18 protein-coding genes and 1 pseudogene are annotated in these 15,752 nt (G+C 72.3%); 12 read left to right on the forward strand and 7 right to left on the reverse strand.

From position 1 onward, the window contains the following. Window positions 1–112 precede the first annotated feature (112 nt). From ACIQV3_RS07865 to ACIQV3_RS07900, 8 genes are all read left to right on the forward strand, one after another. Entirely contained in the window at window positions 113–898 is a 786-nt protein-coding gene (locus tag ACIQV3_RS07865) for an amino acid ABC transporter ATP-binding protein (protein WP_403710803.1), read from the forward strand. Between the two features lie 110 nt (window positions 899–1,008). Further along, window positions 1,009–1,863, forward strand: coding sequence for a glutamate ABC transporter substrate-binding protein (locus ACIQV3_RS07870; RefSeq protein WP_403710805.1), 855 nt, complete (start codon window positions 1,009–1,011; stop codon window positions 1,861–1,863). 116 nt (window positions 1,864–1,979) lie between these two features. Next, window positions 1,980–2,654, forward strand: a complete 675-nt coding sequence (locus ACIQV3_RS07875) for an amino acid ABC transporter permease (RefSeq protein ID WP_403710807.1) — start codon at window positions 1,980–1,982, stop codon at window positions 2,652–2,654. Next, entirely contained in the window at window positions 2,651–3,526 is an 876-nt protein-coding gene (locus ACIQV3_RS07880) for an amino acid ABC transporter permease (protein WP_403710809.1), read from the forward strand. The genes ACIQV3_RS07875 and ACIQV3_RS07880 overlap by 4 nt, the downstream gene beginning before the upstream one ends. A gap of 215 nt (window positions 3,527–3,741) precedes the next feature. Beyond that, window positions 3,742–5,328 carry an FAD-dependent monooxygenase gene (locus ACIQV3_RS07885; protein ID WP_403710811.1) on the forward strand — a complete coding sequence of 529 codons (1,587 nt, stop codon included), beginning with the start codon at window positions 3,742–3,744 and terminating at the stop codon, window positions 5,326–5,328. Window positions 5,329–5,360: 32 nt separating this feature from the next. After that, window positions 5,361–5,447, forward strand: a complete 87-nt coding sequence (locus ACIQV3_RS07890; RefSeq protein WP_311318651.1) for a putative leader peptide — start codon at window positions 5,361–5,363, stop codon at window positions 5,445–5,447. Between the two features lie 73 nt (window positions 5,448–5,520). Then, window positions 5,521–6,120 carry a cysteine dioxygenase gene (locus ACIQV3_RS07895; protein ID WP_403710813.1) on the forward strand — a complete coding sequence of 200 codons (600 nt, stop codon included), beginning with the start codon at window positions 5,521–5,523 and terminating at the stop codon, window positions 6,118–6,120. Further along, window positions 6,111–6,497, forward strand: a complete 387-nt coding sequence (locus ACIQV3_RS07900) for a rhodanese-like domain-containing protein (RefSeq protein ID WP_403710889.1) — start codon at window positions 6,111–6,113, stop codon at window positions 6,495–6,497. The genes ACIQV3_RS07895 and ACIQV3_RS07900 overlap by 10 nt, the downstream gene beginning before the upstream one ends. Before the next feature lie 234 nt (window positions 6,498–6,731). Here ACIQV3_RS07900 and recX read toward each other — a convergent pair whose 3' ends face one another. Beyond that, entirely contained in the window at window positions 6,732–7,394 is a 663-nt protein-coding gene (gene recX / locus ACIQV3_RS07905; protein WP_403710815.1) for a recombination regulator RecX, read from the reverse strand. Window positions 7,395–7,397: 3 nt separating this feature from the next. Then, window positions 7,398–8,519, reverse strand: a complete 1,122-nt coding sequence (recA, locus tag ACIQV3_RS07910) for a recombinase RecA (protein ID WP_403710817.1) — start codon at window positions 8,517–8,519, stop codon at window positions 7,398–7,400. Window positions 8,520–8,703: 184 nt separating this feature from the next. Here recA and ACIQV3_RS07915 point away from each other — a divergent pair, with 184 nt between their 5' ends. Both ACIQV3_RS07915 and ACIQV3_RS07920 read left to right on the forward strand, forming a co-directional pair. After that, window positions 8,704–9,258, forward strand: coding sequence for a 2'-5' RNA ligase family protein (locus tag ACIQV3_RS07915; protein WP_403710819.1), 555 nt, complete (start codon window positions 8,704–8,706; stop codon window positions 9,256–9,258). Window positions 9,259–9,305: 47 nt separating this feature from the next. Then, a complete protein-coding gene (locus ACIQV3_RS07920; protein WP_403710821.1) occupies window positions 9,306–10,064 on the forward strand; it encodes a Clp protease N-terminal domain-containing protein in 759 nt (252 codons plus the stop codon). Here ACIQV3_RS07920 and ACIQV3_RS07925 read toward each other — a convergent pair. Beyond that, window positions 10,018–11,124: an AI-2E family transporter gene (locus ACIQV3_RS07925; protein WP_403710891.1), complete on the reverse strand. Its 1,107-nt coding sequence runs from the start codon at window positions 11,122–11,124 to the stop codon at window positions 10,018–10,020. The genes ACIQV3_RS07920 and ACIQV3_RS07925 overlap by 47 nt on opposite strands. Window positions 11,125–11,412: 288 nt before the next feature. Then, complete coding sequence (locus ACIQV3_RS07930; RefSeq protein ID WP_214955542.1) at window positions 11,413–11,607, reverse strand: DUF3046 domain-containing protein; 195 nt, start codon at window positions 11,605–11,607, stop codon at window positions 11,413–11,415. Between the two features lie 81 nt (window positions 11,608–11,688). Here ACIQV3_RS07930 and ACIQV3_RS07935 point away from each other — a divergent pair. Further along, window positions 11,689–12,722, forward strand: a pseudogene (locus ACIQV3_RS07935) (hypothetical protein). Here the strand turns inward: ACIQV3_RS07935 and ACIQV3_RS07940 are convergent. Together ACIQV3_RS07940 and ACIQV3_RS07945 are read right to left on the reverse strand one after the other, a co-directional pair. Then, window positions 12,691–12,999, reverse strand: a complete 309-nt coding sequence (locus tag ACIQV3_RS07940; RefSeq protein WP_403710823.1) for an AzlD domain-containing protein — start codon at window positions 12,997–12,999, stop codon at window positions 12,691–12,693. The pseudogene ACIQV3_RS07935 and the gene ACIQV3_RS07940 overlap by 32 nt on opposite strands. Further along, on the reverse strand, window positions 12,996–13,748 hold the full coding sequence (locus ACIQV3_RS07945) for an AzlC family ABC transporter permease (RefSeq protein WP_403710825.1): 753 nt from the start codon (window positions 13,746–13,748) through the stop codon (window positions 12,996–12,998). The genes ACIQV3_RS07940 and ACIQV3_RS07945 overlap by 4 nt, the downstream gene beginning before the upstream one ends. Window positions 13,749–13,814: 66 nt before the next feature. Here ACIQV3_RS07945 and ACIQV3_RS07950 point away from each other — a divergent pair, with 66 nt between their 5' ends. Beyond that, complete coding sequence (locus ACIQV3_RS07950; RefSeq protein ID WP_403710827.1) at window positions 13,815–14,618, forward strand: DUF4037 domain-containing protein; 804 nt, start codon at window positions 13,815–13,817, stop codon at window positions 14,616–14,618. A 219-nt stretch (window positions 14,619–14,837) separates the two neighbouring features. On the opposite strand, the gene ACIQV3_RS07955 is transcribed toward ACIQV3_RS07950, so the two are convergent. Further along, on the reverse strand, window positions 14,838–15,689 hold the full coding sequence (locus ACIQV3_RS07955) for an AraC family transcriptional regulator (protein ID WP_403710829.1): 852 nt from the start codon (window positions 15,687–15,689) through the stop codon (window positions 14,838–14,840). Window positions 15,690–15,752 lie beyond the last annotated feature (63 nt).

Here is a 15,752-nt window from a genome sequence, read left to right on the forward strand (position 1 = left end):
CGTATCGGCGCGAGGCCGGATCGTTATGCTCAATTCTCCCTCAGATGTACTGACGCTGTGCGCGCCACGTCACTACTGTCCTCCCAACCGAGGAGGACGGAGCCACAAGCCGATGAGCGGAGTATCAGTGACCAAGGACGTGCAGGACGCGGCCGGTGCCGCGGACGACCTGGTCGTGCTGAGCAACGTCAACAAGCACTTCGGCGCGCTGCACGTGCTTCAGGACATCGATCTGAGCATTGCCCGCGGTGAGGTCGTCGTCGTGATCGGCCCTTCGGGGTCGGGCAAGTCCACGCTGTGCCGGACCATCAACCGCCTGGAGACGATCGATTCGGGCAGCATCACCCTCGACGGCAAGCAACTGCCGTCGGAGGGCAAGGCACTGGCGAAGCTGCGTGCCGATGTGGGCATGGTCTTCCAGTCGTTCAACCTCTTCGCCCACAAGACGGTGCTGCAGAACGTGATGCTGGGCCAGCTCAAGGTCCGCAAGACGGACCAGGCGGCGGCTCTGGAAAAGGCGAAGGCCCTCCTCGACCGCGTGGGTGTCGGCTCGCAGGCCGACAAGTACCCGGCGCAGCTCTCGGGCGGCCAGCAGCAGCGCGTGGCCATCGCCCGCGCCCTCGCGATGGAGCCGAAGGTGATGCTCTTCGACGAGCCGACCTCGGCCCTCGACCCGGAGATGATCAACGAGGTGCTGGAGGTCATGCAGCAGCTCGCCCGGGAGGGCATGACCATGGTCGTCGTCACGCACGAGATGGGCTTCGCCCGCTCCGCAGCCAACCGGGTCGTGTTCATGGCCGACGGAAAGATCGTCGAGGAAGCGACTCCCGAGCAGTTCTTCAGCAACCCGCGGAGCGACCGGGCCAAGGACTTCCTCTCGAAGATCCTGCACCACTGACCTTCGTATCTGGTAGTGATCCGGTGACGGATCGTCGTCCAGCACGCACGTCGTTCGTCGCACGTCTCACTTCACTGCTGTCTCACGTCTCACTTCGAGGGAAGTCCACCATGAAGCTCTCCAAGGTCGGCGCGGCCGCCGCCATCGCCGTTGCTCTCGCCCTGACCGCGACCGCCTGTGGCGGCTCCAGCGACAAGGGCGCCTCTGACGCCGGCGCGTCGGGCGGGGCCAAGAAGGACAAGATCGTCATCGGCATCAAGTTCGACCAGCCGGGTGTGGGCCTCAAGACCACCGACGGCAAGTTCACGGGCTTCGACGTGGACGTGGCGACCTACGTGGCCAAGGAGCTCGGCTACGCGCCCGAGCAGATCGAGTTCAAGCAGGCCGTCAGCGCCGAGCGCGAGAACCTGATCTCCAACGGCGACGTGAAGCTGGTCGTCGCGAGCTACTCGATCAACGACAAGCGCAAGGCGCGGGTCGACTTCGCCGGCCCGTACTTCCTCGCGCACCAGGACCTGCTGGTCCGCGCCGACGACACCTCGATCACCAAGGTCGAGGACCTCAACAAGAAGAAGCTCTGCTCGGTCACCGGCTCCACGTCCGCGCAGAACGTCAAGGACAAGCTGGCCCCCGAGGCCGACCTGCTGGAGCAGGGCGGCTACTCCGAGTGCCTGACCGGCCTGGAGAACAAGAAGGTCGACGCCCTGACCACGGACAACTCGATCCTGGCGGGCTACGCGGCGCAGGACAAGAACAAGGGCAAGTTCAAGCTGGTCGGGCTGAGCCTGAGCAACGAGAACTACGGCATCGGTCTGAAGAAGGGCGACAAGGAGCTCCAGACCAAGGTCAACGCCGCCATCAAGAAGATGCAGGCCGACGGCGCCTGGGCAGCGGCCATCGAGAAGAACTTCGGCCCGTCCGGCTACAAGGCCGAGCCGGCCCCCGCGGTCACCGAAGGCAGCTGACCCGGCGGCCGGTCCGCCGGCCGATCCATCGGTGAGGAGCGTCGCCGCCCGCCTGCCGCGGGCGGCGCCGTTCCCCACCGGCCAACCTGGCCATCCTGGGGAGAGCGCAGGCCATCGTGTTCGATTTTCTTGATTCCGGGCAGTACGACGTGCTCGGAGCCTTCTGGGTGACGGTTCAGCTCACCCTCTACTCGGCCGTCGGGTCCCTGATCTGGGGCACCGTGCTGGCCGGGATGCGGGTCAGCCCGGTCCCGTTGATGCGGGGCTTCGCCACCGCGTACGTCAACCTCGTGCGCAACACCCCGCTGACCGTGCTGATCATCGGCTGTTCGCTGGGCCTCAGCCAGACCCTCGGCGTCGAGCTCGGCGGCGACACCTTCAAGGAGATCGGCTTCCGGCTCGCGGTCCTCGGGTTCATCGCCTACACCGGAACCTTCGTGTGCGAGGCGATCCGCTCGGGCATCAACACGGTCCCGGTCGGACAGGCCGAGGCGGCCCGCGCACTGGGCCTGAGCTTCTTCCAGGTCCTCACCCTGATCGTGCTCCCCCAGGCGTTCCGGGCGGTCGTCGCACCGCTCGCCAACGTGCTGATCGCCCTCACCAAGAACACCACGGTGGCCGCGGCGATCGGCGTGGCCGAAGCCGCGTTGCTGATGAAGGAGATGGTCGAGAACGAGCCGCAGGACCTGTTCGCCGTCTTCGGCGTCTTCGCCCTCGGATTCGTCCTTCTGACCCTGCCCACCGGCCTGCTCCTGGGCTGGGTTGCCAAGCGAGTGGCGGTGAAGCGATGACCTCGGTGCTGTACGACGCCCCGGGCCCCAAGGCCAAGGCGCGCAACTGGATCTACAGCGGAATATTCCTCGTCGCGGCCGCGGCCGTCCTGTGGTGGGTGCTGTCCGCCCTGGCGGACAAGAACCAGCTCGACGCCGACAAGTGGAGCCCTTTCCTCGACGGCCAGGTGTGGACGACGTTCCTGCTCCCGGGACTCGGCGAGACCTTGCGGGCCGGCGCCATCGCCATGGTGATCGCCCTGCCGCTCGGCGCCCTGCTCGGCATCGGCCGGCTCTCCGACCACACGTGGGTACGCAGCGTCGTGGGTGCCTGGGTCGAGTTCTTCCGGGCCATCCCGGTGCTGATGCTGATGCTCTTCGGCTCCGCCTTCTACGTGCAGTACACCGGCGTGGACTCCGAGGTGCGGCCGCTGTACGCCGTGATCACCGGCCTGGTCCTGTACAACTCCGCGGTCATCGCCGAGATCGTCCGGGCCGGCGTCGACTCGCTGCCGAGGGGCCAGACCGACGCAGCGAAGGCGATCGGCATGCGCAAGGGCCAGGTCATGACCTACGTCCTCATCCCGCAGGCCGTGACCGCGATGCTGCCGGCGCTGGTCAGCCAGCTCGTGGTGATCCTCAAGGACACAGCGATCGGCGGTGCGGTCCTCGGCCTCGCCGAGCTGCTGTCCACGTACCGGCAGATCTCGGCGAACTTCAGCAACATCATCCCGACCCTGATCGTGATCGCGGCGATCTACATCGCGGTGAACTTCGCCCTCACCAGCTTCGCCTCCTGGATGGAGGGCCGACTGCGCAAGTCGAAGCGGAGCACCGGCGCGGTGGTCCCGGCGGACCAGATCAACGCGGGCGAGAACACCGGCGGCAGCTGACCGTCCTCCTCCCGGCGCGGCATCGGACATGCGCTCGAACCCGCGTCCGGCATCCGGCCTGACAGCCGGTCAGTACACTGGCGGGACACGTGTGGTGCGGCGGAACTCATCCGTCGCACCACTCGGCATTGTCCGGCCCGGCGTCACTTGACGCAGGCACCTCCAGTGGGTTGCATACGTTCTGTGATCACATACCGGACACCGGGAGCCACATCATGGACCCGGTGATCGTCGTCGGCGCGGGGCCCGTCGGGCTGTCCCTGTCCCTCGCCCTGGCCGGCCAGGGCGTGCCCTGCGTCGTGCTCGACGAGGGGTCCGGCAAGGACGAGCTCCGCCCCGCCCGCACCGTCGCCCTGCACTCCGACACCGCGGCGATGGTGCACCGGCTGGGCTGTACGACCCTGCGCGACGAGGGCGCGTACTTCACCGCATGGCGCACCATGCGCGGCGGCCGCGAGTCCCAGCGGATCACCTTCGAGGACGGCCCGGCCCCGATCCACCTGCCCCAGCACGCACTGACCCGCGGACTGCGCGACGCCGCCGCCGCGCACCCGCTGGTCCAGCTGATCACCGAGAGCAAAATCGACGCCCTGGAGCAGGACGACCGCGGGGTCACCGCCCACACCCGGGGCGCCGAGACCACGTGGTGGCGCGGGAGCCACCTGGTCGGCTGCGACGGGGCCCGCTCCACCGTGCGCAAACTGCTCGGCATCCGCTTCCCCGGCCGCACCGCCGTGGAACGGCACGCCGTGGCCGCCCTGCGCACCGAACTGCCGTGGCCCGGCGAAGCGTTGCTGCACCGGAACCCGCCCGAGGAGGTCACCGCCCGGCCGCTGGCCGACGGGGTGTACCGACTGGACTGGCTGCTCCCGGCGCGCGGCGACCTCGTCACCCCCGACGCGCTGGTGACCCGGATCCGCGACAGCCTCGCGCTGTGGTGCGGGGGCACGACACCCCCGTACGAGCTCCTCGACACCGGGGTCCACACCCTGCACCACCGGCTCGCCCGGCGCTGGCGCGACGGCCGCTGCTTCCTCGCCGGGGACGCGGCGCACCTGCTCGGCGCGCTCGGCACCCAGGGCGTCGAGGAGGGGCTCCGGGACGCGGAGAACCTCGCCTGGAAGCTCTCCCTCGCCTGGCACCAGGGGGCTTCCGAGGAACTCCTCGACAGTTACGAGGCCGAGCGCCGCAGGGCGGTGGCCGCCCGGCTGCGCGCCGCCGACCAGGCCATGCCCGTCCTGCGCACCGGGGGCGGCCTGCGCGCCTACCTCCCCGGAGCCTCGCGCGCCGCCGAACTGCTGCTGACCGACGGCCACCTGGGCCGCGGCCCGCTGGGCGCGGAGCCGGTGTACGCCCCGCCCGTGGCCGTCCACGACGTGCCCACCGCCACCGAGCCGGGCGGGCCCGTGGAGAACGTCCCGGTGACCGCGCCCGACGGCTCGACGGTGCCGCTGCGCGACCAGCTGGGGCGGGGCCGGCTGCTCGTCGTCCTCGTCGCCCCGGGCACCGGGGTCTGGGACCGGCGGCACTGGATGGGCGCCGGGCTGATGCCCCGCCTCGCGGCGGCCGTCTCCGCGCTGCCGGCCCGCGCGGAGCTGCTCGTGGCGGACGGCTACCCGGGTGCGGCGGCGCACACGGTGCTCCTCGTACGACCGGACGGGCATCTCGCCGCCACCTTCGCCGGAGTCCAGCCGGCCGAGCTGTACGAGGCCGCGGACGCGATCCGGCACGGCGCGCCCGAAGCTCCCCCGACCAGGGCGGCTCCCAGGGCCCTGCCCGCCGCCGCACCCGTGATCGATTGACCCTCCGGCCGAGTCGTGCTTCACTCGCGGACATGACCGGCAACGACGTACGCCTGTGGCGGAGGGTCCATATGGACCTGCTCCGCTACGCGGGCTGCGTATGTCGCCCTTCCTGCTGATTCGCCTTCCCCTCGCGCGCCCCCATGCGGATGTGCCGCGCACTCTCGCGAACCCCCAGGACGGTCACCCTCCATGTCTGCACCCACGCACGCCCCTGCCCCGGCGACGGCTCCGGCTTCCGCCGCGGCCGCCCCGGCCGTCTCAGCCGTCTCAGCCGTCTCAGCCGTCTCAGCCGTCTCAGCCGTCTCGGCGGCGGATCTCCTCGCCTTCACCCGGCGCATCGCCTCCGACCCCGAGCTGATCGCCGCCCTCCCCCTCGACCCCGAGGGCCGGACGTGGATCCGGCTCGACGGCCCGGGCGGCAGCGAGGCCTGGCTGATCGGCTGGCCGCCCGGTACCGGCACCGGCTGGCACGACCACGCCGAGTCCCGGGGCGCGTTCACCACCGCGCGCGGGCGCCTCACGGAGAACTCCCTGGCGGTCCGCCTCCCCTCGGAGGGCTGGCAGTCCCTCTCCCTGGCCCCCGACGTGGACCGCACGCGCGCCCTGGACGCCGGCACCGGGCGGGCCTTCGGCGAGCACCACGTGCACGAGGTGCTCAACGAGTCCGCGACCGAGCACGCCATCTCCGTCCACGCGTACTACCCGCCGCTCCCCCTGATCCGCCGCTACAGCCGCACCGGCCCGGTGCTCACGCTGGAGCAGGTCGAGCGTCCGGCGGACTGGCAGTGAGCGGCATCGACGCGCTGATCGACCGGCTGCGGACCACGTACACCCGCGTGGACCCGGCCCAGGCGCACGCGGAGTCCCTGACCGGGGCCCTGCTGGTCGACATCCGGTACCAGGCCCTGCGCGAGCGGGACGGACTCATCCCGGGGGCGCTCGTGATCGAGCGCAACGAGCTGGAATGGCGCCTCGACCCCGAGGGCTCCCACCGCCTCCCGGAGGCGGTGGACCACGACATCCGCGTCATCGTCATCTGCAACGAGGGCTACGCCTCCACCCTCGCGGCGGCCTCCCTCCACGCCCTGTCCCTCCCCCGCGCGACGGACCTCACGGGCGGGTTCCAGGCCTGGAAGGCCGCGGGCCTCCCCGTTGTTCCTTCGTGACGCGGAGCACCCCTTCTCGACGCGCATCTTTTTGACGCAACGCCGGGGCACTCCAATGTCCCAAGGCGGCCCCGGCGGCGGAGTTTTCCCCATGATGCTGCGCTACGCACTCCAGACCGTCAGGGACCGCGAAGCCGGTTTCCTCGGCGCCTTCGTCCTCGACCGGGGGCTAACCCCACGCACGCCCCGCCTACGTGCCGCGCCCCCCTGCCCCCGGGGGCGCGGGTCACCTCGTCAGGCCATCAGGCCATCAGGATCTTCGCCTTCCGCCTCCAGTGCGCGGCGGACCACCCGCAGGGCCATGCCCTCGGGGTACCCCTTGCGGGCGAGCATTCCGGCGAGGCGCCGGATCCGCTTGTCCCGCTCCAGGCCCCGGGTCGCGCGGAGCTTGCGCTCCACGAGCTCCCGGGCGGTCTCCTCCTCCTGGTCGGAGTCGAGCTGTTCCAGGGCCTCCTGGACGAGGGTGGGCGCCACCCCCTTGGTCCGGAGCTCCTGCGCGAGCGCCCGGCGGGCCAGCCCCCGTCCCCGGTGCCGGGACTCGACCCAGGCCCCCGCGAAGGCGGCGTCGTCGATCAGGCCCACCTCCTCGAACCGGGAGAGGACCTGCTCGGACACCTCCTCGGGGATGTCCCGCTTGGCCAGTGCGTCCGCGAGCTGCCGCCGAGTGCGCGGCATCCCGGTGAGCAGGCGCAGACAGATCGCCCGCGCCTGCTCCTCGGGACTCTGGGGCGGCAGCTCCTGGCGGGCCTCCCGGCCTTCCCGGCCCTCCCGGCCTTCCCGACCCTCCGCGCGGCGGCCGCCCCGGCCGCCGACCTCGCGGCGGCCCCGGCGACTGCCCTCGCGGCGGTCCTCAGTGCCGTCCGCGCCGTCCGCGCCGCCCCTTTCCTGCTCCCACACGGGTCAGCTCTTGGCGACGGCGGCCTTGACCGCGGTCTTGGCCTTCGACGCGGGAGCGGGCACGGCCGCGGTCTCGGCGGACGCGTCCGCGCCGGCCTCGGCCGTGGCGGCGGCAGCGGTGTCCTTGCGGATACCGACGCCCAGCTTCTCCTTGATCTTCCGCTCGATCTCGTCGGACAGGGCGGGGTTGTCGCAGAGGAACTTCCGCGCGTTCTCCTTGCCCTGGCCGAGCTGGTCGCCCTCGTACGTGTACCAGGCACCGGCCTTGCGGACGAAGCCGTGCTCCACGCCCATGTCGATCAGGCCGCCCTCGCGGCTGATGCCGTGGCCGTAGAGGATGTCGAACTCGGCCTGCTTGAAGGGCGGCGCGACCTTGTTCTTGACGACCTTGACGCGGGTGCGGTTACCGACCGCGTCCGTGCCGTCCTTGAGGGTCTCGATGCGCCGGATGTCGAGGCGCACGGAGGCGTAGAACTTCAGCGCGCGGCCACCGGTGGTGGTCTCCGGCGAGCCGAACATCACGCCGATCTTCTCGCGGAGCTGGTTGATGAAGATCGCGGTGGTCTTGGACTGGCTGAGCGCACCGGTGATCTTCCGGAGGGCCTGGCTCATCAGGCGGGCCTGGAGACCCACGTGCGAGTCACCCATCTCGCCCTCGATCTCCGCGCGCGGTACGAGCGCCGCGACGGAGTCGATGACGATGAGGTCCAGCGCACCGGAGCGGACCAGCATGTCCACGATCTCCAGCGCCTGCTCACCGGTGTCCGGCTGGGACAGGATGAGGTTGTCGGTGTCGACGCCGAGGGCCTTGGCGTACTCGGGGTCGAGCGCGTGCTCGGCGTCCACGAAGGCCACGGTGCCGCCGGCCTTCTGCGCGTTGGCCACGGCGTGCAGCGTCAGGGTCGTCTTACCGGAGGACTCCGGCCCGTACACCTCGATCACACGGCCGCGCGGCAGTCCACCGACGCCGAGCGCGATGTCCAGCGCGGTCGATCCGGTGGGGATGACCTCGATGGGGTCGTTCGGCTTGTCGCCGAGACGCATCACGGCACCCTTGCCGAACTGCCGTTCAATCTGTGCGAGCGCGGCTTCGAGAGCCTTCTCGCGGTCGTTGCCTGCTGCCATGGGTTCCACCCGATTTGCTTGAGTCGATCGCTTCACGCCATTGACGCTAACGCCTGCCACTGACAACGCGGTCCCACGTCCGGTTTGACTGTGGATAACCCATGAGAATGCGTGTTCGATTTCCCTGTCAAGCGCGCCACGCCGGACCCGTGCGCCCCACCGGCGGCTGGCATGATCCACTCTCATGACGGACGACACCTCCAGCATGTTCCCCACCGGCCGCACCGCGCTCATCGTGCGGATACCAGAAGCGGAACCCGTCGTACGGGACTGGCAGGAGCGGATCGACCCCGCGACCCGGGCCGGGGCCGGAGTGCCGGCGCACGTGAGCGTGCTGTACCCATTCCTCCAGGAGAGCCTGATCGACGCCTCAATCCTCGCCGGGATCGCCGCGGCCCTGAGCCCCCACCACGCCTTCGACCTGCGCTTCGAGCGGACCGGCCGGTTCCCCGGGATGCTCTACCTCACCCCGGAGCCGGACGCCCCGCTGCGCCGGCTGACCCGCGCGATCACCGGGCGCTGGCCGGACGTCCTGCCCTACGGCGGCCGCTATCCGGACCCGGTCCCGCACCTCACGGTGGCCCAGCGCGCCTCCGAGGCGGACCTGGACGCCGCCGAGGCCGACCTGACCGGCCGGCTCCCCCTCGCCGCCCGCGCCCGCGCCGTCGACCTGGTGGCCTACGACGGGACGGCCTGGCGCGAGCGCGCGAGCTTCACGCTGCGGGAGCCAGGAAAGTGACAACCCTAGGTTGACACCCTTTCGACTGTCAACCTAGGGTTGCCTCTATGACGAACCCTTCGGTGGAACCCGTTCGCATGACCAATCCGGTACGCCTCGACGACCTCATCGAGGCCATCAAGAAGGTCCACACCGACACCCTGGAGCAGCTCAGCGGCGCGGTCGTCGCCGCCGAGGCCCTCGGGGACGTCGCCGACCACCTCATCGGCCACTTCGTCGACCAGGCCCGCCGCTCCGGAGCCTCCTGGACCGACATCGGCCGCAGCATGGGCGTCACCCGCCAGGCCGCCCAGAAGCGCTTCGTTCCCAAGGCCGACAAGGCCGGGGACGGCGCCGACGCCGACGCCGCGCAGGGCTTCGGCCGGTTCACGCCGCGCGCCCGCAACGTCGTCGTCACCGCCCAGAACGAGGCCCGCGCGGCCGGCAACCCCGAGATCGTCGCCGCCCACCTGATCCTCGGGCTGCTCGCCGACACCGAGTCCCTCGCCTCGCTCGTCCTGCGGGGCCAGGGGGTCGCCCTGGAGGACGTGCGCGCCGCCGCGACCGCCTCCCTGCCGGCCGCCGCCGGGGAGGTGCCCGAGCTCGTGCCCTTCGACGCAGCCGCCAAGAAGGCCCTCGAGCTCACCTTCCGCGAATCCCTGCGCCTGGGCCACGCCTACGTGGGCACCGAGCACATCCTGCTCGCGCTCCTCGAACTCGAGGACGGCGAAGGCGTGCTGTCCTCCCTCGGCATCGACAAGGCCGCCACCGAGGCGGCCGTCACCGACGCCCTGGAATCCGTACTCGGCGACGCCGGGGCGCGGTAGCGCCCGCGACGCTCCCGCCGGGGGTGTCCTCCCCCGTCACCGCGTACCGCTTCACGTACGCGCCGAGGAAGGCCTGCATCGTGGCGACGGCCGGGATCGCGATGAGCGCCCCGACCGCGCCCAGCAGGGCGGTGCCGGCGATGACCGATCCGAAGGCCACCGCCGGGTGGATGTCCACCGTCTTCGAGGTGAGCTTCGGCTGGAGCACGTAGTTCTCGAACTGCTGGTACACCACCACGAATCCGAGGACGTACAGCGCGTACCAGGGGTTGACCGTGAAGGCGAGCAGCATCGGCAGCGCACCCGCCAGGTAGGTGCCGATGGTGGGGATGAACTGCGACACCAGCCCCACCCACACCGCGAGCGCGGGCGCGTACGGCACGTCCAGCACCGCGAGGACGATGTAATGCGCGATCCCGGAGATCAGCGCCATCAGCCCGCGCGAGTAGAGGTATCCGCCCGTCTTCGTGACGGCGATCTCCCACGCGCGCAGCACCTCCGCCTGCTTCCTGGGAGGCAGTACGGAACACAGCGCGCGGCGCAGTCGCGGCCCGTCGGCGGCGAAGTAGAAGGAGAACAGGCCGATCGTCAGCAGCTTGAACAGCCCGCCGAGCACGGTGGCGGACACGTCGAGCACGCCGCTGGCACTGTTCTGCACGTACTTCTGCAGCCAGTCCGAGTGCAGCAGGCTGTCCTGGATGTCCAGCCGGGACAGGTCCGTGTGGAAGGTGTCGTTGATCGAGCCGATCAGCGAGTCGAGATAGCCGGGGAAGCCTTCCACCAGGTCGATGATCTGTGCGGCGAGGACCGAGCCGAGCAGGACGACGAATCCGACGGCGCCGACGAACACCCCGAGGAACACCAGGAAGGTGGCGAGTCCGCGGCGCATGCCGCGGGCCGCCATCCGGGCCACGGCCGGTTCGATCGCGAGCGCGAGGAAGAACGCGATCAGGATGTTGACGAGCAGCCCGATGAGCTGGTGGAAGGCCCAGCTGCCGAGCTGGAAACAGGCCACCAGGGCCAGTACGAGGATCACCGCGCGCGGCAGCCAGCGCGGCATCCGCTCATCCGACGGAGCCGGTTCACGGGCGGGACCCGGCGCGTCGGATCCTCCCCTTACGGGGCCTGCGGCCGAGGCGTCCGCGGCGGTCGCCGGGCCGGTCGGCGGCGCGCTCCGGAGGGCTTCGGGCCGGTCGGTCGTCTCATCACTGGCTGCCACGCCGACCAGTCTGTCCCACCGGCGCCGCGAACCACGAAGCGTTCGCCCCGGTCCCGTCCCGACGAGGCGGTCCGGGAGCCGGAAGGATCTGCCGACGGCGGGTGTACGGGACCCGCCGGGCGCGCCGTACTAGCGCAGCGAGGCGGGCACGTCCACCGCCGAACACACCGCGCGCCACACGTCCTTGGCCTCCCAGCCCGCGTCCAGCGCCTCGTGGACCGTGCGTCCCCCGAGCTCCGTCATGACGTGGTCCCGCGCGAAGGAGTCCGCGTAGCCCGCGCCGAAGTGCTCGGCCATCCGCTCCCAGAAAATCGTCAACCGCATGCCTCCAGTATCCCGCCCCGGAGAGTGCACCCTCCCGGTTCGGGCCCCCTCGGTGCGGCCCGGGCCCCTACGGTTCCTGGCATGCCTGGAGACGAAGGCCGCGCCCCGGCGGCGGCCACAGCGACGGCGCCGGCCTCAGCGACCGCGGCGGCCTCGGCGACGAGCGCGCTCGCCCGTGCCGAGCGGTTCATCTGGCTCACGGCCCGCGTGCTGGAGCAGCGGCGGTTCGCGTTCCACTTCCTCGGCGGGGACGCCGACCCGGTGGACACCGCCCTCGGTGCCTACCTGGGCGGCGACGGCGGCTACGGCCACGCCCTCGACCCGGATCTGCGCGGTCCGCTGAGCCACCCGCTGCACAGCGCCCACGCCCTGCGCGTCCTGGACGGCCTGGGCCGCTGCGCCGGACAGCGCATCGAGCGGCTCTGCGCCACCTGACCCGGGTCTCCACCCCGGACGGGGCGCTCCCGGCAACCGCCCCGGGCTCCGGCGGCTACCCGGCGGCCCCCTACCACCCGCTGCACGACGACCCGCCGGGCGACCTGCTGGCCACCGGCCCCGTCGTCGGGATCCTGCACCGCAACCGGGTGTGGCACGCGTGGCTGTTCCGTGCGACGGACTTCTGCTGGGACCGGGTGGAGAACCTGCGCCACTGGCACCCGTACGAGGTCCGCGGCGCGGTGGCCTTCCTGGACGGGGCCCCCGACCGGGCCCGGGCCGCGGCGGCCGCCGACCGGCTGGGGCGGCTCGTGCGCGAGCAGCGGCTCGTCGTACTGGACCCCGTAGCGGACCCCGTACGGGATCCCGTGCCGGACCCCGTACCGGACTCCACGCCGGCCCCGGCGCCGGGCGAGCACCTGTATCCGTACGACTTCGCCCGCCGCCCGGAGTCCCTCGCCCGCGGCTGGTTCACGGACGCGGAGCTGTACGGCTCGCTGCGCTTCCTGGCCGGCCTGCAGCAGCCGGACGGCGGCTGGCCGGTGGGCCGCGCGGCGTGGGCGCCGGGCAGCTCGCTGGAGAGGCGCCCGATCGCCACGCTGGAGGCCCTGCTGACCCTGCGCGCGTACGGCCGCCTCCCCGCCGCGGCTAACCTCCCAGGGCCCGCAGCCCCGCGGTGACGGCCACGGCCGCCACGACCACGACGAGGAACGGGGCCCGCAGCAGCAGCGCGACCGCGGCGGCCGCGAGCCCGGCGGCGCGGGCGTCGAGCACGAGTTCCTGCCCGGTGGCGAAGGTCTGCTGCGCGGTGAGTGCGGCGAGCAGCGCGACCGGCAGGAGGGCTGCGAGCTTGCGCACCGCGGGCCGCTCCAGGGCTCCGGCGGGGACGAGCAGTCCGGCGAGCTTTACGGCGTAGCAGCCGACGACGGTGAGTCCGATGGCGATCCAGACGTTCACGGACGGCTTCCCTTCATCCACAGCACGATCGGCGCGGCCAGCGCCGCGATCAGCACGGGCACCCCGGCGGGCAGTACGGGCAGCAGGCCCAGCCCGAGGACGAGGGCGAGCGCGGCGACGGCCCGCTCGGTGCCGGTCTTCAGCATCGGCGCGAGCAGCGCCAGGAACACGGCGGGCCCGGCGGCGTCCAGCCCCCACGCGCGGGTGTCCCCGATGGCCTCGGCGCCGAGCGCGCCGAGCAGGGTGGTGAGGTTCCACAGGACGTAGAGGCTCAGCCCGGTCACGGTGAACCCGAGCCGCGCGGACTTCCGGTCGGGCTGGGCCAGGGCCACCGCGGTGGTCTCGTCGATCACCCAGTGCGCGGCGAACGGGCGTACGCCCTTGGGCAGCGCGAGCAGCTGGGACAGCCGCAGCCCGTAGAAGGCGTTGCGGGTGCCGAGGAAGAAGGCCCCGGCGGCGGCGGTGAACGGATTCCCGCCCGCGGCCAGTGCCCCGACCAGCGCGAACTGCGAGGCCCCGGTGAACACCAGCAGGCTCAGCACGCACGCCTGGAGGGTGCTGACCCCGGACCCGGCGGCGGTCACCCCGAAGGCGAAGCCGGACAGCCCGACCGCCACTCCGACGCCGAGCGCGTCCCGGACCACGGAGGCGCGCGGCTCGTCCCCCGCGGGCACCCCGCCGGGAACCGCCGCCGCGCCGGGAACCTCTCGGGCGGGCACCTCGCGCTCGGGTTCTTCTCGTATGACCATCCGCTGTTCTCCCACGCCCGAAAATTACGCGGCCCACGCCATCCCGGTCTTGTACGTTCTTGCACCATGCACGAAGTGATCAAGGACATGGCCCAGCGGCTGGCCGAGGTGACCGGCGTACGCGGAGTCATGCTCGGCGGCAGCCGGGCCCGTGGCGAGCACCGCCCCGAGTCGGACTGGGACCTCGGCGTCTACTACCGCGGCCCCCTCGACCTCGCCGCGCTGGGCGCGCTGGCCGGCCCGGACGTGGAGGTGGCCGGGCCCGGCGGCTGGGGCCCCTGGGTCAACGGCGGCGCCTGGCTGCGCGTCGACGGGGTGGCGGTGGACTGGATCCTGCGCGACCTGGACCGGGTGGAGCGGGTGTGGCAGGAGTGCCGCGAGGGCCGCTACGAGGTGGGTGTGCAGCCGGGGCACCCGCTCGGCTTCTGGTCCCCCTGCTACCCGGGCGAGGTGGCCCTGGGCCAGGTCCTGGCGGACCCGACGGGCGAGCTGACGGCCCTGCGCACCACGGCCTCGTCCTATCCGGAGCCGCTCCGCGAGGCCCTGCTGGCCGGTGCCTGGGAGGCGGAGTTCCTCGCCGCGGGCGCCGCGAAGGGCGCGGCCCGCGGGGACGCCCTGTACGTCTCCCTGTGCCTGTCCAAGGCCTTCGGCATCCTCGTCCAGGCCCTGTACGCCGCCGACCGCCGCTGGTGCCTGAACGAGAAGGGCGCCCTGGCCTCGGCCGAGCGACTGCCCTCCGCTCCCGCGGGCTTCGGCGACCGCGTCCGCACCCTGCTGGGCGCCCAGGGCACGACGCCCGAGTCCCTGACGGCCACGGTGGCCGAGGCCCGCACCCTGATCGAGGAGACCCGCGCGGGCCTCGCGTCCTAGCCGTCCCGCCGCCGCAGCGGCTCACCGAGCAAGCAGCTCCTCGGCCAGGCCCGGCGGATCGGCCCCGTACGCCCGTGCGTGCCGTAGTGGGTCCGTACGAGGGGCCCGTCCCGCTCCACCACCGGGCCCGGCGGCGCCCACTCGGGCACCCGCCCGCGCACCTGCTCCGCCTACGCGCCCCACACCGCGGCCTGCCGCAACCGGTCCATGATCCGGACCCTAACCGGCCGCCCGCCCCCGCCGGTAGGCGCCCGGCGGCACCCCCACGATGCGGGTGAAGTGCCGGTTCAGGTGCGGCTGGTCGGTGAAGCCGACGGTGACGGCCGCCTCCGCCGGCGAAACCCCGGCGTCGAGCAGCCGGCGCGCCCGCCGGACCCGGGCGTCGGTCAGCCAGGTGTGCGGGGGCATGCCGTACCGGTCCCGGAAGGCCCGCAGCAGGGCGAAGGGACTCGTGCCCAGCTCCGCCGCGAGCTGCTCCAGCGACGGGGGCTCCCCCATCCGCTCCTCCAGTACGGCCCGGGCCCGCTCCGCGTCCGCGGCGCCCGCGCGGCCCGCCGCACGGGCGGGCAGCGGCCCGGCGTGCCGGGTCAGCATCCGGGCCACCACCCCGCGCAGCAGGGTGTCGGCGGCCAGCGCGTTGCCGGCCTCGGCGGCCCGGTGGACCTCGGTGATGGCCCGCGAGGCCTGCGCGTCGGCGACCATGTCGGCGGTGAAGCCGGGGGTCCCGCGCAGGGTCCCGATCTCGGTGGCGACCTCGGTGATCAGCGCCCGGGAGGGGTAGAGGGTCGCGTAGGCCCAGCCCTCGGGGACCCCGGCCCGGGCGGTGTGCGGGACCTCGGGGTTGATCAGGACCACGCTGCCGGGCCCGGCGCGCAGGGTGTCCCGGGGCAGGCCGATCTCCTCGACGCCGCCGGTCACCGCCGCGATGACGTACCCGTCGTGGGCGTGACGCGGGAAGGTGTGGCGTACGTAGTGGGCGCGCAGGAGGTCCAGCCCGGGCAGTTCCGCGTACTGCCAGTGCCGCGCCCACTCCCGGCGGCCCTCGCCCGCTCCGGTCGTCCCCGTGCCCATCCCCCCATTCTGCGCCCGTCCCGGCCGGGCGGTTTCCGCAGGACCGGCGATTCCGCGGCCCGG

Source organism: Streptomyces sp. NPDC099050 (assembly GCF_044759865.1).
In the GTDB taxonomy this organism is placed as follows: domain Bacteria; phylum Actinomycetota; class Actinomycetes; order Streptomycetales; family Streptomycetaceae; genus Streptomyces.